This is a genomic window from Paraniabella ginsengisoli (assembly GCF_022513635.1).
Lineage (GTDB): Bacteria > Bacteroidota > Bacteroidia > Chitinophagales > Chitinophagaceae > Niabella > Niabella ginsengisoli.
In genome coordinates this window covers 873,793-897,823 of sequence record NZ_JAKWBL010000004.1, presented here as the reverse complement: position 1 = coordinate 897,823, position 24,031 = coordinate 873,793, and the positions used below count along the sequence as shown (strand labels likewise).

Annotated in this window: 24 protein-coding genes and 2 pseudogenes; 18 read left to right on the top strand and 8 right to left on the bottom strand. The window is 38.9% G+C overall.

Going from position 1 to position 24,031, the window contains the following annotated elements; genetic code table 11:
- Positions 1 to 5 precede the first annotated feature (5 nt).
- The 6 genes and pseudogenes from MKP09_RS22070 to MKP09_RS22045 all read right to left on the bottom strand — a co-directional run bounded on the left by MKP09_RS22070 (position 6) and on the right by MKP09_RS22045 (position 8,499).
- A pseudogene (locus MKP09_RS22070) lies at positions 6 to 1,573 on the bottom strand (SusD/RagB family nutrient-binding outer membrane lipoprotein).
- Between the two features lie 110 nt (positions 1,574 to 1,683).
- Entirely contained in the window at positions 1,684 to 4,662 is a 2,979-nt protein-coding gene (locus MKP09_RS22065; protein ID WP_240832551.1) for a SusC/RagA family TonB-linked outer membrane protein, read from the bottom strand.
- A 415-nt stretch (positions 4,663 to 5,077) separates the two neighbouring features.
- Positions 5,078 to 5,329, bottom strand: coding sequence for an RrF2 family transcriptional regulator (locus tag MKP09_RS22060; RefSeq protein ID WP_240833359.1), 252 nt, complete (start codon positions 5,327 to 5,329; stop codon positions 5,078 to 5,080).
- A 163-nt stretch (positions 5,330 to 5,492) separates the two neighbouring features.
- A complete protein-coding gene (locus tag MKP09_RS22055) occupies positions 5,493 to 6,509 on the bottom strand; it encodes a cation diffusion facilitator family transporter (protein WP_240832549.1) in 1,017 nt (338 codons plus the stop codon).
- A 249-nt stretch (positions 6,510 to 6,758) separates the two neighbouring features.
- A complete protein-coding gene (locus tag MKP09_RS22050) occupies positions 6,759 to 7,166 on the bottom strand; it encodes an LptF/LptG family permease (RefSeq protein ID WP_240832547.1) in 408 nt (135 codons plus the stop codon).
- 331 nt (positions 7,167 to 7,497) lie between these two features.
- Complete coding sequence (locus MKP09_RS22045) at positions 7,498 to 8,499, bottom strand: LptF/LptG family permease (protein ID WP_240832546.1); 1,002 nt, start codon at positions 8,497 to 8,499, stop codon at positions 7,498 to 7,500.
- 25 nt (positions 8,500 to 8,524) lie between these two features.
- On the opposite strand from MKP09_RS22045, the gene MKP09_RS22040 reads away from it, so the two are divergent.
- Entirely contained in the window at positions 8,525 to 9,130 is a 606-nt protein-coding gene (locus tag MKP09_RS22040) for a hypothetical protein (RefSeq protein ID WP_240832544.1), read from the top strand.
- Positions 9,131 to 9,197: 67 nt separating this feature from the next.
- Here the strand turns inward: MKP09_RS22040 and MKP09_RS22035 are convergent.
- Positions 9,198 to 9,574, bottom strand: a pseudogene (locus MKP09_RS22035) (START-like domain-containing protein).
- A gap of 288 nt (positions 9,575 to 9,862) precedes the next feature.
- Here MKP09_RS22035 and ffh point away from each other — a divergent pair.
- The 5 genes from ffh (at position 9,863) to MKP09_RS22015 (ending at position 12,993) form a co-directional block, all read left to right on the top strand.
- The gene (ffh, locus tag MKP09_RS22030) at positions 9,863 to 11,206 is read left to right on the top strand and encodes a signal recognition particle protein (RefSeq protein ID WP_240832541.1); all 1,344 of its coding nucleotides are present in this window, start codon (positions 9,863 to 9,865) and stop codon (positions 11,204 to 11,206) included.
- A 239-nt stretch (positions 11,207 to 11,445) separates the two neighbouring features.
- A complete protein-coding gene (gene rpsP, locus MKP09_RS27620; RefSeq protein ID WP_317235474.1) occupies positions 11,446 to 11,868 on the top strand; it encodes a 30S ribosomal protein S16 in 423 nt (140 codons plus the stop codon).
- 81 nt (positions 11,869 to 11,949) lie between these two features.
- Positions 11,950 to 12,084 carry a ribosome maturation factor RimM gene (locus MKP09_RS26905; RefSeq protein WP_262915574.1) on the top strand — a complete coding sequence of 45 codons (135 nt, stop codon included), beginning with the start codon at positions 11,950 to 11,952 and terminating at the stop codon, positions 12,082 to 12,084.
- A 20-nt stretch (positions 12,085 to 12,104) separates the two neighbouring features.
- Complete coding sequence (locus MKP09_RS22020) at positions 12,105 to 12,482, top strand: ribosome maturation factor RimM (protein ID WP_240832539.1); 378 nt, start codon at positions 12,105 to 12,107, stop codon at positions 12,480 to 12,482.
- A 40-nt stretch (positions 12,483 to 12,522) separates the two neighbouring features.
- Complete coding sequence (locus MKP09_RS22015; protein WP_240832537.1) at positions 12,523 to 12,993, top strand: DinB family protein; 471 nt, start codon at positions 12,523 to 12,525, stop codon at positions 12,991 to 12,993.
- Positions 12,994 to 13,010: 17 nt separating this feature from the next.
- Here MKP09_RS22015 and MKP09_RS22010 read toward each other — a convergent pair whose 3' ends face one another.
- A complete protein-coding gene (locus MKP09_RS22010; RefSeq protein WP_240832535.1) occupies positions 13,011 to 13,346 on the bottom strand; it encodes a hypothetical protein in 336 nt (111 codons plus the stop codon).
- Positions 13,347 to 13,424: 78 nt separating this feature from the next.
- On the opposite strand from MKP09_RS22010, the gene MKP09_RS22005 reads away from it, so the two are divergent.
- The 12 genes from MKP09_RS22005 to MKP09_RS21950 all read left to right on the top strand — a co-directional run bounded on the left by MKP09_RS22005 (position 13,425) and on the right by MKP09_RS21950 (position 23,968).
- Positions 13,425 to 14,075 (top strand): DNA polymerase Y family protein, encoded by a 651-nt coding sequence (locus MKP09_RS22005; protein WP_240832533.1) that lies wholly within the window; start codon positions 13,425 to 13,427, stop codon positions 14,073 to 14,075.
- Between the two features lie 80 nt (positions 14,076 to 14,155).
- Positions 14,156 to 14,692 (top strand): DinB/UmuC family translesion DNA polymerase, encoded by a 537-nt coding sequence (locus MKP09_RS22000; protein WP_240832531.1) that lies wholly within the window; start codon positions 14,156 to 14,158, stop codon positions 14,690 to 14,692.
- Positions 14,693 to 14,706: 14 nt separating this feature from the next.
- Positions 14,707 to 15,342 (top strand): ATP-binding protein, encoded by a 636-nt coding sequence (locus MKP09_RS21995; protein WP_240832529.1) that lies wholly within the window; start codon positions 14,707 to 14,709, stop codon positions 15,340 to 15,342.
- A complete protein-coding gene (locus MKP09_RS21990; RefSeq protein ID WP_240832527.1) occupies positions 15,315 to 15,623 on the top strand; it encodes a DUF4143 domain-containing protein in 309 nt (102 codons plus the stop codon). Before MKP09_RS21995 ends, MKP09_RS21990 begins: the two co-directional genes overlap by 28 nt.
- Positions 15,620 to 15,817: a DUF4143 domain-containing protein gene (locus MKP09_RS21985; RefSeq protein ID WP_240832525.1), complete on the top strand. Its 198-nt coding sequence runs from the start codon at positions 15,620 to 15,622 to the stop codon at positions 15,815 to 15,817. The genes MKP09_RS21990 and MKP09_RS21985 overlap by 4 nt, the downstream gene beginning before the upstream one ends.
- 192 nt (positions 15,818 to 16,009) lie before the next feature.
- Positions 16,010 to 17,197, top strand: a complete 1,188-nt coding sequence (gene kbl, locus MKP09_RS21980; protein WP_240832523.1) for a glycine C-acetyltransferase — start codon at positions 16,010 to 16,012, stop codon at positions 17,195 to 17,197.
- 269 nt (positions 17,198 to 17,466) lie between these two features.
- Positions 17,467 to 19,017 (top strand): S10 family peptidase, encoded by a 1,551-nt coding sequence (locus MKP09_RS21975; RefSeq protein ID WP_240832521.1) that lies wholly within the window; start codon positions 17,467 to 17,469, stop codon positions 19,015 to 19,017.
- Between the two features lie 561 nt (positions 19,018 to 19,578).
- Entirely contained in the window at positions 19,579 to 20,022 is a 444-nt protein-coding gene (gene uppS, locus MKP09_RS26900) for a polyprenyl diphosphate synthase (protein WP_262915573.1), read from the top strand.
- Between the two features lie 5 nt (positions 20,023 to 20,027).
- The gene (locus MKP09_RS26895; protein ID WP_317235419.1) at positions 20,028 to 20,330 is read left to right on the top strand and encodes an undecaprenyl diphosphate synthase family protein; all 303 of its coding nucleotides are present in this window, start codon (positions 20,028 to 20,030) and stop codon (positions 20,328 to 20,330) included.
- A 286-nt stretch (positions 20,331 to 20,616) separates the two neighbouring features.
- Positions 20,617 to 22,371, top strand: coding sequence for a BamA/OMP85 family outer membrane protein (locus tag MKP09_RS21965; RefSeq protein WP_240832519.1), 1,755 nt, complete (start codon positions 20,617 to 20,619; stop codon positions 22,369 to 22,371).
- Positions 22,368 to 23,207 (top strand): BamA/TamA family outer membrane protein, encoded by an 840-nt coding sequence (locus MKP09_RS21960; RefSeq protein WP_240832517.1) that lies wholly within the window; start codon positions 22,368 to 22,370, stop codon positions 23,205 to 23,207. The genes MKP09_RS21965 and MKP09_RS21960 overlap by 4 nt, the downstream gene beginning before the upstream one ends.
- 248 nt (positions 23,208 to 23,455) lie before the next feature.
- On the top strand, positions 23,456 to 23,968 hold the full coding sequence (locus MKP09_RS21950; protein WP_240832515.1) for an OmpH/Skp family outer membrane protein: 513 nt from the start codon (positions 23,456 to 23,458) through the stop codon (positions 23,966 to 23,968).
- Positions 23,969 to 24,031: the final 63 nt, after the last annotated feature.

Here is a 24,031-nt window from a genome sequence, read left to right as displayed (position 1 = left end):
CCAACTTAAAAATTAGCGCCGCCCGTATCCCACCATAAACGGGTGGCAATATCGTCTTTAGCGCCAGCACCCAATTTAGTGGTTGCATCAGCTACGCCATTGGGGTTTCCTGTTCTTTCCGCATCGAGAAAAGGTAATCTTTTTATCCATTGATCGGCTGCAATTACACCCCAGTCGGGGCTGCTGTCGTTTCTGGCTACATGTGGAATTTTGGGATAGCCTGTTCTTCTGAAATCGACCCATGATTCGAGTGTGTTGGTAAAATTATTAATCCATTTCTGGGTCATAATTTTTTCCAGTTTTAGCTCGTTGTTATCAGCATTGTTCCAAGCCACGGTAACAGTAGATGCAGATGTAAAATTATTTCGCGCATCTATCGGGTCAACATAATCCCAAGGCTTACTTGTGTTATCTGCCAAGTAAGCATCAACACCGCCAGCACCCCAATCAGCAAAGGAAAGCCTAACCCCGTCTTCATAATTGGTTTTGGGATCGCCGGCACCCGCCCAGCCTCTAAGGCCTGCTTCAGCTTTAAGAAACTTTACTTCGGCGGCAGTAAAGGCCCTTCTTGTTTGTATGGTTTGAAAATCTTCAGACACTCTGGAAAAATCTACCCGTTGATCTTTAACATCAACATAAGCTCCATTGCGAATGCCTTTGTAAGGAAAAGAAGAGTGATCGGCGTAAAGATTGGCTTTAGAAGTTGTTGAAAAAAACTTTGAAACCCTTCCATCCTTTAGTCCGCCAAGATAAGATTCTATTACCGCGCCCATTCTTGTATCATTCCATTCGAATGAGATTACTGCTACCGGCATTTTATTTCCGATAAGCGATACGTTAAAATTATCCTGATTGTTTTCTATAAGACCGGATCGTCCATTGCCTTTTCGCCTTGTATTTTAGCAATTGCAGGCGCTACTTTTGATATGCGCATAGCCAATCTTAGCCTGAGAGAATTAACTACTTTCATCCAACTGTTGATATCTCCGCCATAAGAGGGGTCAAATTTCTTAAAGCTTCCGTAACTTGTATTAGCCGCAAAGTCGGATTGAATAGAGTCTAACTGTTTAAAAAACAAATTGTATAAATCAGATTCGCTGTCGTAAAGAATGAGATTCTCTCTAGATCCGTAATTAGAGTAAATAACGGGTCCGTGAAGAGCCGTCAATTTAGACATCGACAATATTCTGACAAGTTTGGCCCATGTGGCGAAGAGCGGTAAATTATCTGCCTGAGCCAATTCAATTACCTGCTTGGAAGGGGACATCACGTTATTGTAAACCCTGTTCCAATAAGAATTCCATCGTATGTAATACGTTGTATTATTTACATTACTTACGAAAGGCGTAGGCGTGCCCATATACCCCATCCAGTTATCATAACATAAATCTTCCTCAATCTGGTGTCCAAAAAGATTGAACATTAAACCGGAAAAAGGCGACCCCAGCAGGTTGAAATCCTGTCGAAGCGATTCGTCAGATATTTCGTGTGGATTTTGGTTAAATGATTCAAAGTTTTTTGTGCAGGAGCCCAATGCTACTAAAAGGGTTGCTGCTATAATTAGCTTTTTCATTCGTATATTTTTATTAACACATAAAATTTGCCGCAAAAGCCTAATCGCTTTTTGAAGGCTCATTTCATTTGTGTTCATTAATAATCTTTTAAAATTCATCACTCAATGATTTAAAATGTAAGTTTGAAGCTTACCCCGTAAGACTTGGTTGGAGGAACAGCAAATACATCATTTCCTTGTGTGAAGATATTGGTACTCATCGCCTGTTCTGGATCGTAAGGAGCTTTTTTGTAAAGGAAAAACAGGTTTCTACCTATAAGCGAAACTGAAGCGTCTTTAATGAAGCCTTCGGTATTTTTCATCACAAAACTATACCCCAAAACCAACTGGGCTAAACGCACATTGGTTCTGGAAAACACATAAGGCTCCATGATACCGTTCCTGTCGCCAATGGTAGAATAGTAAAGCGCTGGCTCTATCGAGGTAACAGGAGCTGTACCTTTTATTGCATTAATTGGGATGGTGCCTGCATCTCTTGCATCAGCTGTTCTTTCGCTTACGCCATAAGAGTCGAGGAATGCTTCTGTTTTAGAAAATGCTTTTCCACCAAACTTGCCATTTATCAGGGCGCTTAAAGAAAAGTTTTTATAGTTAACCGTATTATTCCACCCCAACAGAAAATCAGGGTTTAGATTGCCCACTTTTTCCTGTTTAGCCGCCTTTGTTGGCTTTCCATTAGCGTCCAAAATAATCTGCCCGGCATCGTTCCTCGCAAATTTGAAGATGTACAAATCATTGAAAGAACCACCTGCCTTGATAATGGAGGCAAACCCTTCGCTGTTTCCTCCTACTTGATAATCGGGATTAGATGGAATCAATTCAACTATTTTATTGATGTTGCGCGACATGTTTACCGTGGAACTCCATAATAAGCGGTCGTTTCTGATGATATCTCCATTTACCGAAATCTCAAATCCTTTGTTGGTAATTTTACCGGCGTTCACAAAATAAACGGTAAATCCTGAGCCGGAAGGAGCCGGTAAGCGTAGAAACTGATTAGTGCTTGCGCCCGAATAGTAAGTAACGTCCAGTCCCAGCCTGCTTTTGAATAACCTCATTTCAAGACCGTACTCATTACTGGTAATTTGCTCTGGCTGTAGGTTGGTAAAAGGCACTTGCGTGTTTCTGGTAATACCACCAATACCTGTTGGTCCACCCGCACCGCCTATAGTATTATAAGGATTTACCGAATTAAACGGAACTTCATTCGCTGTTTTTGTAGTGGATGCTCTTACTTTTAAAAAGGAAATGCTTTGGGGCATGTCAAACATCTCGCTTATAATAGCCGAAATACCAACTGCCGGATAAAAATAAGACTGATTGCCGGTAAGTGCCAGCGTAGAAGCCCAGTCGTTACGGCCTGCTAAATCCAGATATACCATATCCTTAAACCCAATGGTGGCGTTAGCAAAAAGCCCCTGCTTAATAACCCTATTGATGGTTTGATTAAAAACTATATTATATGGGATATTAGCAAAGGTAAAAACGTTGGGATATTGTAAGGCAACTGTGCCGGTTGATACATTCATTCCATCATTAAAAACCATTCGTTGATAACTGGCTCCAGCAAGCGCAGACAAGCTAAAATTTCCAAAAACTTTATTATAACTCAAAATTCCATCTGTGTAAATCGACTGATCATTATATTTTGCATAATTCCAACTTCCGTTAGGGCTTACACTTACTGCGTTTCCTGCCGCCGCATAACGGTTGTCAAAGAGTTTATTTGCATAGTCAATATTGCCACGTGTTTCAAATTTAAAATGATCGTCAATTTCGTACGCTACTTTTACGCTGGCAATTAAGCGGCTGGTTTTAAAAAGCTTGGAGTTCTTATTAATTTCCCAATATGGATTGTTCTGTTTTTCTTCGGAAGAATACCAATTCATTTTGTATAAATTCCTTGTACTGTCAAATACCTGATAATTGTTTTTGAAATAATCAAAATCTCTTTCCCGGGCAAATAAATATAATCCGGTAAGCGGATTATTATAATATCCGGCACCAGGGCGGTTTCGAGACAATTCCGAACTAAGCATTACATTAGAGCTGATAGTAATTTTGTCGTCGAATAATTTCGTAGATTGATTGAAAGTGAAGTTATTTCTGTTGTAAGTATTTGTTGGCATTACTCCCGTTGCATAAGTGTTGCCATACGAAAAGAAAGCAGTAGTTTTATCATTGCCACCAGCTACAGAAATACCATTGGTTGTGTTTATGCCGGTTTTGAAAAAATCCTCTATATAACCACTTTGATAATTTCCTGCATCTGTATCCCAGCTATAGTCTTTCCCACTTGCTCCGTATTTATATTGAAACTCCGGCAAACTGGTAACCTTGTCAAAAACGGTGTTCGAGTTAAAATTTACAACGGCTTTTCCATTCTTACCTTTTTTGGTAGTTATGATAACGACGCCGTTAGCGCCCTGGCTTCCGTACAAAATAGAAGCATTAGCCCCTCTTAAAACAGTCATGGTTTCAATATCGCCAGGATTAATAGCCGAAAGCCCGTCACCCTGATCGGTACCTCCGTATGAACCCGGTTGTCCGCCTTTATTGTTTACCATTGGAATACCGTCAATTACATACAAAGGCTCGCTAAGCCCGGTAAGGGATTTGCTACCACGTAAAACAGCTCTCGTAGAGCCTCCAGCACCCGAACTACTGGTAGCGATGTCTATACCAGCAGCTTTGCCGCTCAATGCGTCCATAAAGTTGATGTTTGCGGCTTTTCTCATTTCCTCACCGCCAACTGATTGCGAAGCATAAGTAAGCGCTTTTTTCTCACGCTTTATACCCAGCGCTGTAACCACTACTTCTTCCATACCACCATCTTTCCTGATCAATTCGACATTAATATAGGGTTGGCTATTAACGCCAACCTCTTTGGTTTCATATTCCACAGATGAAAACACTAAAGTGGCATTGCCAGAAGAAATTGTAATATTAAAATTACCCTCCTCTCCAGTTACCGTCGCTACACGGGTCCCCTTTTCAACAACGCTAACACCAATAGCCGGTTGTCCTGTGTTATTGACGACTTTACCTGATACAGAAAACTTGTTTTGAGCAAATGCACTGAGCGACATAAAAAAAGAAAAACTGTAAAAGCTGTTCGTTTTGCATGTGTTATTTTTATCCAAAACACAGATTGGAGTGATGTGAAATAATACTTCATATAGCTGTTGTTTAAGTTTCTCATGATGGCATAAGCATTCAATAATCCATAGGATTTTTTGGAATTACATACGAACTTTAATTACTTAGTTCTACGCAAAAACCAGTAAAGCAGTTAACAAAAAAGCAGACGGGCGACAGTCATGAATACAGTTCCGTTCAAGCATGCCACCTGTAATTAGAATACGGGGAGTTATCTCTTCATATAACTTTAGATTTGTAATTTACATAAGTTGCAATTCTTCAAGGTTATAACACAGCTAAGCAGTAATAGGTTTTTAAAGCAATAAGTTAGCACCTGTCCAAATCTTTCCGCAATATAAGAAATTAATCTCTCAAATCAGCCAGTGTTCGGTTTTCTAAAATACTTAATGTGGCATCGCGTACCTGCACCATTACATCATGCAAACCACAATGCTTTTCATTACAGTTTTTACATCGCTCGTAAAAATAAAGGCTTACACAGGGTAGCATGGCAATCGGCCCATCTATTAAACGAATTATTTTAGCCATTTTAATAGAAGAAGGATCTACTTTAAAAAAATAGCCGCCGCCTTTTCCTTTTTTACTGTCGAGTATCTCTGCTTTTTTAGTTCAAGCAAGATGTTCTCCAAAAACTTAAGTGGTATTTTTTTGTTGAGATATTTCTGATATCAACACAGGACCATCCTTTTGCTTATCAGCCAGATAAGTCAGTGCTTTAAAGGCGTATTGCGATTTTTTGGTAAGCATATATACAAGTCTACAAAATTAATGATGTAGTTTGAGTATTATGTCTTTTATTTTTTAAAACATTTTCGAGTGTCCACTCTATTTTCTTTGTAAAAACTTGTTTACGTACCGGGCAGTCTGCATTGATACAAATAGGGCATTGAGGCCCTTCGATGCAACCGTCAGAATGAATAAATAATTCCAAAGAAGCACCATAATTTTTTCGGATCAGGTCAGAAAAAATATCTACTTCATGATGCGCCTGCTTTACTGTAAAATACCAGGGCACAGTAAGATGTGCATCAATATGCAAAATGCTGCCATATTTAATCACGCGCAGGTTATGCATATCTACCCAGTTATTGCTTCGGTTGCGGTTAATTAAATCGACCATATCTGTAAGCAGGCTTGTATCTGCTTCATCCATTATTCCGGCTATCGATCTTCTGGTTATATGATAAGATGTATAGATAATAAAAAGCGACAGCAAAATAGCAACAACAGCATCAACCCATATTAATTGCGTAAAATGCATAATGATCAATCCAATAATTACAGCGATGGTTGAATAGGTATCTGTTTGTAAATGTTTTCCACTGGCTTCAAGCGCCAAAGAATTATTTTTCCTGCCAAGGCGAACACAAAAAACACCCAATGCATAATTGATCACAGCCGTTGCTCCTATCAAAATAATTCCTATATCTGTTTTTTTTATGGCTTCTGGAAAGACAAGTTTATATATGGCCTCATATAAAATAAAAATTCCTGCAATGCCGATTAAAATACCTTCGATTGCAGCAGACAAAAATTCAGCTTTGCCGTGTCCGTAAGGATGATTCTGATCTCTTGGTTGTGCTGCAACATATAAGCTATAAAGACCTATCAGACCAGCTATTACGTTTACAATACTTTCCATGGCGTCTGTCAAAACAGCCACAGATGATGTATAATAATAAGCAACAAATTTTACTGCCAATAAAACAACCGAAACCACTGCCACCCATCTTTGCATTCTGAAATTCTGCCGCTGTGGAGCCGTTTGCTTCATATAGTTGAGAGTTGAAAAGTTGAAAGATGTAATACCGATTGGACATTTGTAATAGACCAATCTCATCGGTCTAAACAACTGTCACATCGGCATTATACGAAGAAAATTTGGTCTAAAATAAACATCCGTTTCGTATAAGTTGACAGAAAGGGTGAATAGGGAATAGTAAGTAGCAAGTAGGATTCATCATTCACTATTCATTATTCACTATTCATTATTCATTATTCACTATTCATTATTCATTACTCCCTACTCCTTCCCCAATCGTTTTAATAGTTTACGCTTAAGCCTTGTATAGAATTCTTTATTGAATAAGTTAGAGTCGTGCATGGCTTTGTAAATAAGGAAAATACTTATGGGTGTTAATACAAATATAGCCAGCCACATGCCGGTAAAGGCGCTCATTTCCATTTCGCGGGCAAGCTTCTGCCCCCGCGTTCTTACAAAATAAAAAACCATGAAAAAGATAATAGCAAATATCATCGGCATTCCCAGCCCGCCTTTTCGTATAATAGACCCAAGCGGCGCACCTATCATAAATAACACTAAGCAAGCCAGCGCCAATGTTATTTTATCATGCCACTCAATTTTATACTTCTGTAATGTTTTTTCCTGTTCAACAATATTGCTTCCATTCATCTCAAGATTGCTTTTCAAACTCTCCAAATTGTTTATTGCCCTATCCCGTATTTGCTCACGAGCACTGTCTGGAATAAGTGCATCAAAGCTGTTTGGATCTTTTTTGATTTTTTTAGGGGTGCAATAATTTTAGCAGTGCTATCTTTTTTAGTGCTGTCTGCTTTGGCTTTCTTAGTTGTATCAATACCCGCTTTTTTTGCGGTATCTGTTTGCGGATTTTTAGTAAGGGCAGAATCAGTGGAAGGTTTACCTGTGGCTCTTGATTTCCGTTTCGCTTTTCTTAATCTTTCATTTTTTGCAGCAAGCTTTGTTGAATCTTTTCTGGCTTTAACTGTAGCTAAAGAATCTTTTACTTTTTTACAGAATCCTTTTTAGGGTTCATATAAATCTCAATATTTTTCTTAAAGTTCAATATTGAGTCGGGCAGTTTTACACCTTTAACTACGCTGTCTTTATAGTTTAAAATGATAAGGTTTGAAAACATATTGTTTTCAAAATTGCTGGAAATGTCTTCAGTAAATTTAGACAGGGAGTCTATCGCAACGTCCAGCTGCCGCATATTGTACATCTTCTCATTGTTAACATTGGCACTGTCGTCAGACTTCTTAAAGTTGAATGCGCTAATGTCCATTTGCATTTTATACTCCTTAAAACCAAGCCTTACATATTCGGTGGAGGAATCTCCCCGGTTACCACGTTCTTCGTACCGCCAACCATTTTTAAATACAATATCCAGATAGCGCTTATCTGCAGAAGGTTTCATCACGCCGTCTTTAGCCACAAGAAAATTATCCTGAAGGCCATTTCTACCTTCGCTTTGATAAACGATCACATCTCTTATAATACTGTCGTTCGCTTCTTTTTTACCAATCTTGATGGCGAACTTATCAATGCCATCAAAAAAAACGCCTTCCTTAATAGCAAAAGCCGGTTTTGCTAATACAATATCGGCTAGCAATGTGCGCGATTTTAAGTTTGCTATTGGGATTACATAATTTGAAAACAGGAATGCGCCAAAAGCAATACAGCTTGCCACAATAAAAAGCGGACGCATAAACCTCAATAAAGAAATCCCTGCTGATTTAATGGCCACCAATTCAAAACTTTCTCCCAGGTTTCCAAAGGTCATAAGTGACGACAGCAATACAGAAAGCGGAAGCGCTAACGGAATAAGCGCAGCACTTTGGTACCAAATAAATTTAAAAATGGTACCAGCATCCAATCCCTTACCCACAAAGTCGTCTATCCACAGCCAAAAAAACTGCATGATAAGCACAAAAAGGGTAATGAAAAAAGTGGCCACAAACGGACCAATAAAAGCTTTTATGATTAGTTTATCTAACTTCTTCACCTTCCTAATAGTATATCTTTACCGAATGCAATCAGCAAAATTACAGCTTTCGCCCCAGCATATTGCGCTTGTTACCAACGCCGAATGGATTTTAACAAAGAATGAAATACTTAAGCACATAAAAAATGTATTTGAAGAGCTTTGCGCCTGGCAACAAACTGTTGTAAAAACTTCCTCACTACCTGGCGAAGTATTAAAACCTGGTGGTAAAATTTCGCGCGGCGAAAATTATCTGGGGCTTCCATGGATCGTTCTGGACAACCCACGCTGTTTTACCAAAGAAAATATTTTTGCCATCCGAACCCTGTTTTGGTGGGGCCGCTCATTCAGCACTACGCTTCACGTATCAGGGAAATGGAAGCAACACTTCTCTCAAAAATTGATACAATCATTTCACCTGTTCCAAAGCAATCAATTTGCCATCAGTTACAACGGCGATGAATGGGTACACGATGTTTCCAGCGCATCATATATTTCATTAAAAAATATGGATAATAAAGAATTTGAAGAAATAATAAAGCAAGCACACTTTATTAAAATGGCTGTCAGCACAAGCATAGAAAATATTGAGACTTCGATAGAAATCCTGATGCAGCAATTTCAATTGCTGATCAATATCGTTAAAGAATAGTCAATAATGAGTAATGAGTGTTGAGGATTATCCCTCTTTCAGTCATCTGTCAGCTATCAACTAACAGCTAATTTCCCAAACGGTGAAATAAATCCTTTACCTGATAATCCCAAAGCTGGGTCTGGTCTTTAATTTCTCTTTTTTCAGCAAAATCAGTAATGATCAAAATAGTTTGATTAGTAATTTCTGATTTATCTATCCTGAATTCAAAAAACTCGTCTTTAGGCGCTCCCGTCCAATGAAATCGGATAAAACTTTCTGTTTCCTGCTCCTGAACATCAGCCTCTTCGTAGGTTCCGTTCCAGCCAAAATAAAATTTACCGTCACGATCTTCCACGTGCTCGGCAAACCATTCCCCAACCCGTTTGAAGTTGCTAAAAACTCGTACAATATAGTTGGGGAGCAGCGAACGGGATACTCCAATGTGAACTTCTGTTTACTCATCTTCACGTAATTATTAATGCTCAATAAGTCGCAATTATATAAAATTTATCAAACAAACAAAATTTATTTTTTAAAACCCTCATGAAACAGGGATAATATGATGCTCCAATCTGTCAATATATGGCATCGGTATTGCGTCGCAATTACTTCATCTGTGGAATAAATGGCATCCTGCATAAACGACGATTATCTTTCCAACTTTCTCACTTCCCACCTTCCTGACTTTCTCACTTCCCGCCTTCCCGACTATTATCTATCTTCGCACTCCGTTTTTAATAAAATAGACACATGTTTAACAACTTACAGGATAAATTAGACAGCGCCTTTAAAAACCTAAAAGGCCAGGGAAGAATTACAGAACTTAATATTGCAACCACTGTAAAAGAAATACGCCGCGCTTTGGTAGATGCCGACGTAAACTATAAAATAGCCAAAGAATTTACCGATAAAATAAAAGATAAAGCCGTTGGCGAAAAGGTAATTAACGCGGTTAGTCCCGGCCAGTTAATGGTAAAAATCGTAAAGGACGAACTGGCAGAATTAATGGGCGGAGAAGAAGCGCCTTTTAATGCTAAAGGCAACCCCGCAATTATTTTGATAGCAGGTTTGCAGGGTAGTGGTAAAACCACTTTCAGCGGGAAATTGGCCAATTATCTTAAATCCCAAAAAAGCCTTAACCCCTTGTTAGTAGCTGCAGATATTTACCGGCCTGCGGCGATGGAACAGCTCCGCGTACTTGGCGAGCAGATTGGTGTTGAAGTGCATTTGGAGCCGGAAAATAAAGACGCGGTTAGCATTGCAAAAGCAGCAGTTGCCAGCGCAAAAAGCAAAAACAAAAACGTTGTCATTATAGATACAGCCGGACGCCTTGCGGTAGATGAGGAAATGATGAACGAGGTAGCCAACATTAAAAATGCAGTAAACCCACAGGAAATTCTTTTTGTGGTAGATAGCATGACCGGCCAGGATGCAGTAAATACAGCGAAAACATTTAACGAAAGGCTCGACTTTAGCGGCGTAGTGCTTACCAAACTCGATGGCGATACACGTGGTGGTGCAGCTATTTCAATTAAATATACCGTTAACAAACCCATTAAATTCGTTAGCAACGGCGAAAAAATGGATGCGCTAGATGTTTTTTATCCGGAAAGAATGGCGCAACGTATTTTGGGCATGGGCGATATCACATCGCTTGTAGAACGCGCCCAGCAACAGTTTGACGAAGAACAAGCAAAGAAGATTGAAAGCAAGATCCGTAAAAATAAATTTGATTTTGCCGACTTTAAAGCCCAGCTTGAAATGATCAAAAAAATGGGTAATATGAAAGACCTGTTGGGTATGATCCCCGGTGTGGGTAAACAGATTAAAGATCTTGACATTAGTGACGACAGCTTTAAAGGCATCGAAGCCATCATCGACTCAATGACGCTTGAAGAGCGTTCTAATCCAGACCTTATCAATGGTAGCCGTCGTAAACGCATTGCACAAGGTTGCGGTAAAGACATTGCTGAAGTGAATGCTTTTATGAAACAATTTGAGCAAATGCGCGATATGATGAAAAATATGAATAAGATGGGCGCCTTTGGAAAAATGATGCCAGGTGGATTGGGTGGGATGAAAAAACCCTTCTGAGTATTTCATTAAAAAACATAAATCATAATGAATTGTAAAAACTGCAATTATTATTTTTTTGAGCATTTTATGTTTGCAGTTACATAAAAGTTTACATACCTTTGACCCCCAAATCAACTGGACAAAAACCTTGTTGGTCTGGATTTAATAATTATTTTTTAACGCCTTAAATTTCTATTTAAAATGGCAGCTAAAATTAGATTGCAAAGACACGGCTCTAAAAAAGACCTTTTTACTTCATTGTTATTGCTGATGCAAGAAGTCCTCGTGACGGAAAATTCATTCAAAAATTAGGTACTTACAACCCATTGACAATTCCTGCTACTATTGAGTTGGATCGTCAAAAAGCGTTGGAGTGGTTGAACAAAGGTGCTACACCTACTGATACTGTTCGCCGCATACTTAGCTTTAAAGGTGTATTATACCTGAAGCATTTACTACGTGGTGTGAAATTGGGTCTGTTTGATGAAACTGCAGCAATGCAGAAATTCACAACATGGAGCGCAGAGCATGAAGAGCACATTAAAAGACGCCAGCAGAAAGCTATGGACGAAAGAAAAGCTAGACGCAGAGTTGGAAGTGCTGCTCCCCGCAAAGTAGCTGAACCAAAGGCTGAAACTTCTGCACCTGAAGCTAATAACGCTGAAGGTAGTGAAGCATAATTAGCTTACGGAACAAAAAATTAAAGCGATCCTGATGAGAATCCGGGTCGCTTTTTTATTTTCCTTTATTTTGTATCCATTATGTCACAATCAACTATTTCAGAATACATAAGCATTGGCAAAATTGCAGGTACGCACGGCCTTAAAGGAGACGTGGTGCTAAAACATGCCCTGGGCAAAAAAACGGCGCTTAAAGATCTGAAAGCTTTTTTATAAAAGACAAAACAGGTAGCTATTTGCCATGGTTTCTAGAAACCGCAAAAATAAAAACAGATACTGAAACTTTTATTAAGCTAGAAGGTGTTGATAGCATAGAAGTGGCAAAGCCTTTAATTCAAAAAGAAGTGTGGTTAAAAGCCGCAGATTTTGAGAAACATGTTGCTAAAAATGCCGTTATTAGTTTTATTGGTTACACAATTAATGATAATGGAAAAGAACTTGGAACCATCGAAGAAATTATAGAACAACCGCACCAGATTTTGTGTCGCTTACATATTCAGGAAAAAGAAGTGTTGATCCCCCTGCATGAAGAAACACTAGTAAAAGCTGATACTAAAACTAAAACGCTGCATGTAACACTGCCTGACGGATTGCTGGATATTTATTTAGCTTAAAATTATAAATACTGCTTGAAGTTACATTGTACATTTGAGTATGCGCTTTAAACATCACATAGCACAACACCTTTTAGACGTACATCGCGGCGGCAATTGGACCGATGTAAATATCACAGATACTATAAAAGATATTAGTTGGCAACAAGCAATAGCTAAAACTTCTTTTTCACCAAATAGCATAGCTATGTTGTTACATCATATTAGCTATTGGAACAGGGTTGTAGCACAACGCGGACGAGGTATTGTTTCAACGATCAATAAAGAAAATGGAATGAACGTTCCACCCATAACTAATGAAAACGAATGGCTTCTTTTGAAGAAAGACAATCTTCATTCCGCAGGAGAATTGGAAACCGTTATTGAGGGTTATGACGAGGGTAACTTATTTAGCCCCATATTAACTGGCCACACAAGCGCTTATAAAAACTTTCAGGGACAGGTAGAGCATGTACACTACCATTTAGGGCAAATAGTAATGATTAAAAAATACCTTGAAATAAGGAAATAAAACTCAGGTTTTTATTGCTAAGGTTGGTACACAAAATACCCAAGTGGTTGAATGGTTTTAATTGCTGATGCATCAACATCTACTTGCGCTCCATCGCAATTAAAAAACCTGGGTACCACTTCGCAGGCTAAACCGCAATAACCATTTTGAACATATACTACCTGCTGTTTATAATACCCCTTAGAGAGATCAGAATAATTATTCGGCGAATCTTCCCTACCTTTTATTTTTACATAACCTTCCGATTCCATTTTTTGAATAGCATAGGCATCACAATTATCTAAATTAGAAGATTCCTTATTACAGGAAATAGATAGAACTGAAATGCAGAATATAAATGTAGTTAATTTCATCTTTGTAGCAGTTTATAAAAACTATAACGGAGTTATGATTTCAATAGCAACACCAAATTAAAAAATTAATTTTGACAAGTGAATGAGCAAAAATCATACATCGCCCATTTTGATTTAGATTCTTTTTTTGTTTCGGTAGAACTATTATTAAAACCCGAACTAAAAGGCAAACCTGTAATTGTTGGCGGAACCGCCAGCCGCGGCGTGGTATCCACCTGCAGTTACGAAGCCCGGAAGTTTGGCGTTCATTCTGCAATGCCAATGGCTACAGCAATGAAGCTTTGTCCGCAGGCGATTGTCTTAAAAGGAACTTATCAGCAGTATGGTTTCTATTCAAAAATGGTAACGGATATAATTGCGGCTAAAGTCCCTTTATTTCAAAAAGCCTCCATAGATGAATTCTATTGCGACCTTACCGGCATGGATAAGTTTTTTAATGTAAGTAAATACACACAAGGCCTAAGAGAATATATCATTAAAGAAACCGGATTACCTATAAGTTGCGGGCTCTCATCTGCCAAATTTATCAGCAAAATGGCTACTAACGAAGCCAAACCAAACGGCTTCCTGGAAATACCGCATGGTAAAGAGAAAGATTTTTTATGGCCCTTAGGCATTGAAAAAATAAATGGCATAGGTAAACAAACTGAACCTCGTCTAAGGGCAATTGGTTTGCATACCATCAAAGACATTGCCCACACTCCTGTTGAAATTTTAGAAAAAAATTAGGTAAATGGGGCCGTGATCTCTGGCGCAAGGCACATGGCATTGGCAGCGCTGAGCTTGAAACGGAATGGATCCAGAAAAGTATGAGCCATGAAACTACTTTTCATGAAAACCAAACTAGTGTTGACTTTTTACACAGCCAATTGGTGAGGCTTACTGAAAAGAATGCTTTCGACCTTAGACAAGATGAGAAGCTTACAGGATGTCTTACTGTAAAACTCAGATATGCCGATTTTGAAACCACCAATAAGCAGGAAACCATTCCTTATACATCATTAGATGATGAATTGATTGAGAAAGCCAAAGAAATATTTGACAGGGTTTATCAACATGGACGGCCGGTTCGGCTTATTGGCGTGCGTTTCAGCCAATTGGTAGATAGTGGTATGCAAATGAATCTTTTCAACGACCAGCACAATAAACTGAATCTATACAAAGCGGTTGATGATATCAAAACCCGGTTTGGAGACAAACTTGTGTCTAAAGCAGTCGTTCCCACAACGAAAAAAAGTAAATCCCAAATTCTCTATTCACCAAATATTAGTATTTTCAGGGATCGTATTCACCAAATATTGTGCTTTTTGGTGAATATATTCACCAAATATTCGTATTTTTGGTGAATAGAAGAAGAGTTATGATTATTCGTTTCATACAAAAAGAAATAGAAGCAAAATTTGGGAAGAAAAAAGCCATTGTACTTATCGGTCACCGGCAAGTGGGTAAAACCACGTTGATAGAAAATATGCTTTCGGAAAAGAAGCACTTGTTTTTGAATTGCGACGACCCTACTGTAAAAAATCAACTCACCAATGCCAATACAGAACAATTAAGAAATTTGATCGGCAATTATAAAATTGTATTTATTGACGAGGCGCAGCGCATAGAAAATGTGGGCATCACTTTAAAAATAATTACCGACACGTTTAAAGATGTACAATTAATTGTAAGCGGCTCATCAGCTTTGGAACTTTCTGATCATATAAAAGAACCGCTAACCGGGCGCAAATGGGAATATGAATTATGGCCGGTTTCGTGGAAAGAGTTTGAAGGCGATGCGGGGTTCTTAAAAGCACAGCAGCAGTTAGAATTGCGAGTAATTTATGGAATGTACCCTGATGTAATTAACCGAACCGGAGAAGAAGAAGACACGCTAAAGGAAATTACGAACAGCTATTTGTATAAAGACCTTTTGGCTTACGGGGAATACGTAAACCTGAAATACTTGAAAAGTTGCTTCAGGCATTGGCATTACAATTGGGTAATGAGGTAAGCTACAATGAGCTGGCAAAGCTAATTGGTGTGGATAAGAATACAATAGCCACATATATTGATTTATTGCAAAAAGCATACGTAATCTTTAGGCTGGGCAGCTTTAGCCGAAACCTTAGAAACGAAATCAAAACCAATCAAAAAATATATTTTTTAGATACTGGTATACGCAATACCGTATTGAACAATTTTACGCCGCTTGATCTGCGTCAGGATAAAGGTGCGCTTTGGGAAAATTTTTTAATCGCCGAAAGGCAGAAAAAATACGTTATGAAAAAATGAATGCCCGCGGCTATTTTTGGAGAACCGTACAACAACAGGAAGTAGATTATATTGAAGATGCAGACGGGATAATAAAAGGCTACGAAATAAAATGGAATCCTAAATTAAAGCTCAAGGCACCTAAAAGCTTTAAAGAAGCCTACAATACCGATGTTGCGTTAATCAATAAGGACAATTTTAGGGAGTTCTTGTAATACACCACAGATAGGCACAGATTTTAACCGCAAATCCATGCAGAAAAAATCAGCGAAAATCTGCGGGGACAAACGATTTGAATTTATAAGAGAAATCCCCTCTGCGCAATCGTTTGTTATAATGTCGTTATCAAAAAAGCGTTTTATTTGCATAAGTGTCAGCTTTGTATTCATTCCAATAATAAAAACATTATGAACGAAACATTTACCCAACGAATAGCAGGTGAAGTTGAAGAAATCAAGACCTCCGGTTTATATAAAAACGAACGGGTGATCAACAGTCCGCAAGGGGCAGAAATTGAAGTGAACGGCAAAATAGTATTGAACTTTTGTGCCAACAATTATCTCGGCCTTTCTTCTCATCCTGATGTGATCAAAGCAGCTCATGCTGCCATTGAAACACACGGATACGGTATGAGTAGTGTACGTTTTATTTGCGGCACACAGGATATTCATAAAGAACTTGAAAGAAAAATATCTGAATTTTTAGGAACAGAAGATACCATATTGTATGCAGCAGCTTTCGATGCAAACGGTGGAGTTTTTGAACCGTTGTTTAACGATCAGGATGCTATTATATCTGATGCATTAAACCATGCCAGCATTATTGATGGCGTAAGGCTTTGTAAGGCGCAGCGTTTTCGCTACGAACATAATAACATGCAGGATCTGGAAGTTAAATTGCAGGAAGCTGCCGGTTGTCGCAGCCGGATCATCGTAACCGATGGTTCTTTCAGCATGGACGGCACGATTGCGCAATTAGATAAAATTGTTGAACTGGCAGAAAAATATGATGCCGTTATAATGATTGACGAATGTCATTCATCTGGCTTTTTAGGAAAGACGGGACGCGGTACACACGAATATCGCGGCGTAATGGGCAAGATTGATATTATTACCGGAACACTGGGCAAAGCTTTAGGCGGTGCATCAGGTGGATTTACTTCCGGCAGAAAAGAAATTATTGATATGCTGCGCCAGAAGTCGCGCCCCTACTTATTTAGCAACACGGTAGCTCCTTCCATTGTAGGTGCTTCCATTGCAGTATTGGATATGCTTTCGGCTTCTACCCATTTGCGCGATAAGCTGGAATACAATACCAAATACTTCCGGGAAAAAATGACAGCGGCAGGTTTTGACATCAAGCCCGGCGATCATCCTATTGTTCCCATTATGCTATGCGATGCAGTGTTGGCGGCAGACTTCGCCGCTAAACTACTGGAAGAAGGCGTGTATGTTATCGGCTTTTTCTTCCCGGTTGTTCCAAAAGGACAGGCTCGAATTCGTGTGCAACTTAGTGCTGCGCATGAGCAGGAACATTTGGATAAGGCGATAGCTGCGTTTACTAAAATTGGTAAAGAATTGGGTGTGTTGAAATAGGAGAAATAATTAGCTAATTAGCCAATGTGATAATGTGAAAGAAGTTTGACTGGTTAATAAGTTTCGGGTTCAATGTTTCAGACAGCTCCGAAGGAGCTGAACTACAATAGCCAGATGCGTAGCTTCCGGTTGCGGAAAATAAATAGGATGACATATAATCGGAACGATAAAACGAGCGTGGCAAGATCGATGCCATCTATTCTGTAGCTGGTAACAAAATAAATATTATTGAAATTGCGTTTTGGTACAACAATTTTAATTGAACCCTCATGCTAAAAAATATTACTACGCTTCTGCTTTGTGCAGTAACAATGTGTGCTGCGGCGCAATCACAGGATGGCAAATCAAAATCTGTTGTAAAGACAGTAGATAATGTGCAGCCAAACACATCATCTGTTTCACCCGATTTAAAGTTTAATCCTGATGCAGTAGTAGTCACCAATCATACCGTTACTATCAACGGTAAATCCATTCCCTATAAAGCAACAACAGGAACGATGCCTGTTTGGGATGCAGATGGCAAAGCTATTGCGGGTGTGTTTTTTGTATATTATGAGAGAACGGATATAAAAGATAAAAGTACCAGGCCGCTCACTATTTCTTTTAATGGCGGACCGGGTTCCGCTTCGGTGTGGATGCATATTGGTTATACGGGTCCGGCATTTTTAAATATTGATGAAGAAGGTTATCCGGTACAGCCTTATGGTTATTCCGAAAACCCATATTCCATTTTAGATGCTACAGATATTGTATATGTAGATCCGGTTAATACGGGCTATTCCCGAATCGTTGGCAAGGATGTTAGTAAGGACAAATTTTTTGGAGTAAATGCTGATATCAAATATTTAGGTGATTGGGTTAACTCTTTTGTAAACCGATACGACAGATGGGCTTCTCCCAAATTTTTGATCGGCGAAAGTTATGGAACCACGCGGGTTTCGGGACTTGCATTAGAACTGCAACAATCGCATTGGATGTATTTAAACGGTGTTGTATTGGTATCGCCAACCGATCTGGGAATAGAAAGAGGAACCGCAACGGACGCTGCATTGTTATTACCTTATTATGCAGCCGCAGCCTGGTATCATAAAAAACAACCGGCTGATCTGCAACAAAAAGATTTGACAGCCATGTTGCCGGAAGTAGAAAACTTCACCATGAATGAGCTGCTTCCTGCGCTTAATAAAGGAAGCCTTTTAGACGATGCGGCCAAGCAAACCCTGGCCTCTAAAATGGCGCGCTATTCTGGTATTTCAGAAAAAGTCATCTTACAAAATAATCTTTCGATCAGCACCAATCTTTTTTGGAAAGAGTTGTTGCGCAATGAAGGGTTCACCATCGGCCGGCTCGATTCAAGGTATAAAGGCATCGACAAACAGAATGCTGGTGAAAGTCCTGATTTTAACGCCGAACTTACTTCTTGGCTACATTCATTTACACCGCCGATCAACATGTATTTGAAAAATGAGTTGAACTATAAAACCGACTTTCCGTATATGATGTTTGGCAATGTCCATCCGTGGGATAATAAAAACAATCAGACCGGAGAGAACCTGCGCCAGGCCATGGCGATCAATCCTTATCTGCATTTGCTGGTGCAATCGGGTTATTACGATGGCGCTTGCGACTATTTCAATGCAAAATATAATTTATGGCAAATGGATCCTGCCGGGAAATTAAAAGGAAGGATCAGTTGGGAAGGTTACAGAAGTGGCCACATGATGTACTTAAGAAAACAGGATTTAAAAACAAGCACCGATCATTTACGGGAGTTTATCAGAAAGGCAATTCCAAAAGCTGGTACCCCGGCTAAATATTAAATAACGCGAGTTTTGGGTCTTTGTATTTGATACTCCATGTTAAACGTCGCGTAGTCGAGGCGTCTTTACCATTTTAGAAGATTCCTCCACTTCGCTTCGCTACGGTCGGAATGACTGTTGTCGATGGTTCTATAGCATTTCATAAAGAAATAAAGACTCACATTAAATACTTCTTCAATCGCCTCATTCTTTTCCTAATAAATGGTAAATACCCGCCGCCCACTTTTTGGGCAGTACGCGGATTACGTTAGAAACAAATCTTGCTGTAGTTCCGTAAAGGCTTTCGGTAATTAAGCCGTTGAACTAATGAAGTAATAGCAGGGCTTTTTACAAAAATGGGTTTTAAAATAATGCGTTATTCCGACCGAAGTTTTGCCATAAGCAAAAAATAGTGGGCAGTCTCCTAAATAACAAGGAGTTCTCGGCTTCGTTTCACTCCGCACGAGATGACGACGCTAATAGGTTTTCCCATATGCAAATACTTACGGCTCACTTCGTCCGTATATATTTTTATGGGGCGTTTCGTGATATTAGTTACTTTTGTCGCCGCTTTCAAATGGTATGGATACATTAATAGATCATATTGATAAAGAAAAACTGCCACGGCACATTGCCATCATTATGGATGGAAATGGGCGCTGGGCACAGGAGCAGGGAGAGGATCGTCTTTTTGGTCATTATCACGGCGTTGAAAGCGTACGCGATATTGTGGAAGGCTGCGCAGAGATCGGCATTAAATATTTAACGCTCTACGCTTTTAGTACCGAAAACTGGGACAGGCCTGAATATGAAGTTGTTGGCCTGATGGAATTGCTGGTTTCTACCATTAGAAAAGAGGTGGAAACTTTGCATAAAAATAATATACGATTGCGTGTAATTGGCGATATGAGCATGTTGCCCGCTTATGCGCAACAGGAATTGAACGAAGCATTGGAAATTACTGCTGGCAATAGTGGATTGAATTTGGTTATGGCACTTAGTTACAGCGGTGGTGGGAGCTGTTGAATGCAGTGAAAAGTATTGCCAATGAAGTAAAAAATGATCGTCTACAGATCGAGGCCATTGATCAGGATATATTACAAAAATATCTTTGTACGAGTGATTTTCCAGATCCTGAACTTATGATACGTACCAGTGGGGAGTATCGCATCAGCAATTTTTTACTATACCAGCTGGCTTATGCAGAACTCTATTTTACTAATGTAAGGTGGCCTGAATTTAGAAAAAATAATTTGTATGAAGCCCTAATCGACTATCAGGGGCGGGAGCGTCGGTTCGGAAAGACTTCCAAACAAATAAATGAAGTAAGTTAAAATGTGAAATAAAGCCTAAAAATATACATTTCTTCTCCGTTTAAAATATATATTTTTTGCTTTGAAATGCTACCGGACTATGAAAAATTAAAAATATACCGATAAATTTTTACAATAAACCAAAGTGCTTTAAGGCTACCATCGTGTGGTTGTCTATTTTAACATGAGTTTTCCAATTTTTACCTTTAATTTGCCGCCGCAATAGGAATAGTGTAATAGTGTGGTGATAAATAATAACTTCCTGCTTTTGCAAAAACAAAATTGATTACCGATATTTAAATCCCTTATGCGTTTTCTTCTTAACAGGTTTTGTGCTACAATCATATCATTAACAACGGTAAACTGTGTTTTTGCTCAAACCGATACCCTTCCAAATCAGGCACTTTCGCCCGAAATGCAGGAATGGCAAAACCCCCGACAGCCCAAAGAATATACAATAGCCGACCTGAAAGTTACAGGAGCTAACTACCTGGACTCTACAATTATATTGTCTGTAGCCGGTTTACAAAAGGGGCAAAAGTTTGTTTATCCGGGCTCTGATGTTTTTTCTCGTGCGATACAAAATCTGTGGAGACAAAAATTAGTTGCCGATATTCAGATTTATGTTACAAATATTATTGCTGACAATATAAGTATTGAAGTTGCTGTAAAAGAAATGCCAAGGCTGGGCGACTTTAAATTTGAAGGCGTTAAAAAAACAGAACAGGAAGAATTGGTAAAAAAAACAGCTATTGCCAAACAAACAACAATTCTTTCAGAAAATACAAGACGTAATATTATAGATGTTGTCAGATCCTTTTATGAAGAAAAAGGTTTTCATGGCATAGAAGTAGATCTGATCGAAAAACCAGATCCTGTATTTAAAAACTCTAACTCTCTTCTTATCAAGGTAAATAAAGGTAAAAGAGTAAAGATTGATGCCATCAACTTCTTTGGGAACGAAAACGTAAGAAGCGTTAAGCTGAAGAAACAAATGAAAGGAACGAAGGAGATGACTAAAATGACCCTGTTCCCTTCTAACTATGTTAGCACTTATGGCCCTATTAACCATTACAACTTTGGAGAATATATGAGCGACTGGGGATTTCTTTCCGGTACTAAGTCGCTGGAAGCATTAGACCCCTACTTTAGGTTCAAATTCTTCTCTTCATCTAAATTCAATCAGAAAAAATATGTTGAGGATAAAGAGAAAGTGCTCGGCTATTTTAACGAAAAAGGCTACCGAGATGCACAAATATTAGCTGATACACAGTCGATAAAAGACGACAAAATGTACATCGACATCAAAGTGAAAGAAGGTCGCAGATATTATTTTGGAACTACTACCTGGAAAGGAAACTCTGTTGTTAGTGATACTTTATTAAATCAGATATTAAATATTAACAGAGGCGATATTTATAATGCCAGCACTTTGAACAAGGCTTTGGGTATTGAACAAAGCCAGGACGCTGCAGATATTCAAACTTTTTACAGAGATAAAGGCTATTTATTTATTCAGGTTACCCCTGTAGAAATGGGTATTCGTAACGACACCATTGATCATGAAATAAGGATCATTGAAGGGCCACAGGCGCGTATTAAAAATATAAATCTCCGCGGTAACGAACGCACCAAGGAACATGTTATAAGAAGAGAAATGCGTACCTATCCAGGGGCGCTGTATAGCCAAAGTGCGTTAATGCGTACTGTTCGTGAGTTGAACGCTTTAAACTATTTTGAGCAGGAATCGATCAGTCCTCAGCCAGTACCTAATCAAAATGATGGTACTGTAGACATTAACTGGAATCTTAAGGAAAAATCTTCTGACCAGTTAGAGCTTTCTGCGGGTTGGGGTGGTGGTATTGGACTTACCGGAACACTGGGTGTTACTTTCAACAATTTTTCCATCAAGAATATCTGGAAAAAACAAGCCTGGGATCCACTACCTGTTGGTGACGGACAAAAGTTAAGTTTACGTGTACAATCTAACGGACGCGCATTCCGCTCCTATAACTTCTCATTTACAGAGCCTTGGTTAGGTGGTAAAAAAGAAATTCTTTGATACTTTCTTATAATAACAGTAAGTATTATAACCCGAATTTTGGTAGCTTCTACAGCACCGGGCGATATCAGTATTCCCGGGATACATCTTTAACGGTGAATGGATTTTCTATCGGTTTAGGAAAACAGTTAAACTGGCCTGATGACTATTTTTACATGACTTATACGGCAGCTTTAACACGTTATAATGTAAAGAATATGGGTAGGTCCTATAATCTGCCTTTTAATACGGGTATTTCCAATAACCTAAGCTTAAAAATTGCAATCCAGCGTAACTCAGTGTCCGATCCTATCTTCCCACGTAGTGGTAGCGACCTGATGTTTAGCGTGCAGGCAACTCCTCCCTACTCTTTATTAGGTGGGGCAGGAGATCAGTATAAAAACGTAGAATATCACAAATGGCGTTTTAACTCCACCTGGTATGTGCCATTGGGCAGAGGCAAGGGTGAAAACAAAGACAGGCAGTTTGTATTGAAGCTTGCTGCTAAATATGGTTTCATGGGTAAATACAATCCGGAACTGAATTATTCTCCGTTTGAACGGTTTCAGCTAGGTGATGCGGGTTTGAACAATACCTTCTCACTTACAGGTTTCGACATCATAGCGCATAGAGGCTATCCTATTTATAATACCTCTGATCCTACTATTAACCCGGACAACACAAACTCACAGGATTTTAACAACTTCTTTATTATTTTCAATAAATACCAGGCAGAACTTCGTTACCCATTGGTAACCAACCAAGCAGTACTATTTTTGGTCTGGCCTTTTTTGAAGCAGCCAATGGTTGGAAGGATTACAAAGATTACAATCCTTTTAAATTACGCCGCAGTGTAGGTTTAGGTATGAGGTTTTATCTGCCTATGTTTGGCCTCTTAGGTTTTGACTACGGTATTGGTTTAGATAGATTAACACCGGGCGGTGGAATAAAAGGAGCTGGTAAATTCACGTTCATGTTAGGATTTGAACCGGAATAATGGCCTCGCTCTACCCATCTCTAAAGAAGAGGGAGTTAAAGCAACGGATTGTAGATTTAAAACGTCAACCACATAATCTCGAATTTAAAAATCCATCAAATTTTAGTTATGCGAAAAATATTTGTTCTTACGCTGATGTTATGCTTGGCCGCTACCTTTTCTTACGCACAGAAATATGCGGTTATAGACACCAGGTATATTTTTGATAAAATGCCAGAGTTTAAGCAGGTTCAAAAGCAAGTGGATGCACAGGCGGCTACATGGCAAAAAGACATTGATACCAAACAAGCAGTGTTAGATAAATTATATAGCGATTACGAGGCGGAAGAAACCATGATGAGTGAAGATTTAAAAAAACAAAAGGAAGACGAACTTTTTAACAAAGAGAAAGAATTACGCGATCTGCAAAAGAAACGCTTTGGTTTTGAAGGAGATCTGTTTAAGAAAAGACAGGAACTAATGGAGCCTTTACAGAAAAAAGTTGCTGATGCTGTTAACAAGTTGTCAAAGGCAAATGGGTACGATTTGGTTTTCGATAAAAGTGAGGGCAAATCTATTATCTTTGCCGACCCTAAGTTGGACAAGAGTGAAGATGTTCTCAGGGAATTACGACTTAAGTAAATTTTTAAAAAAATAAACACAAAACTCAAAAATGAAATAATGCTGTCGTTTTCAGTTTGAAAG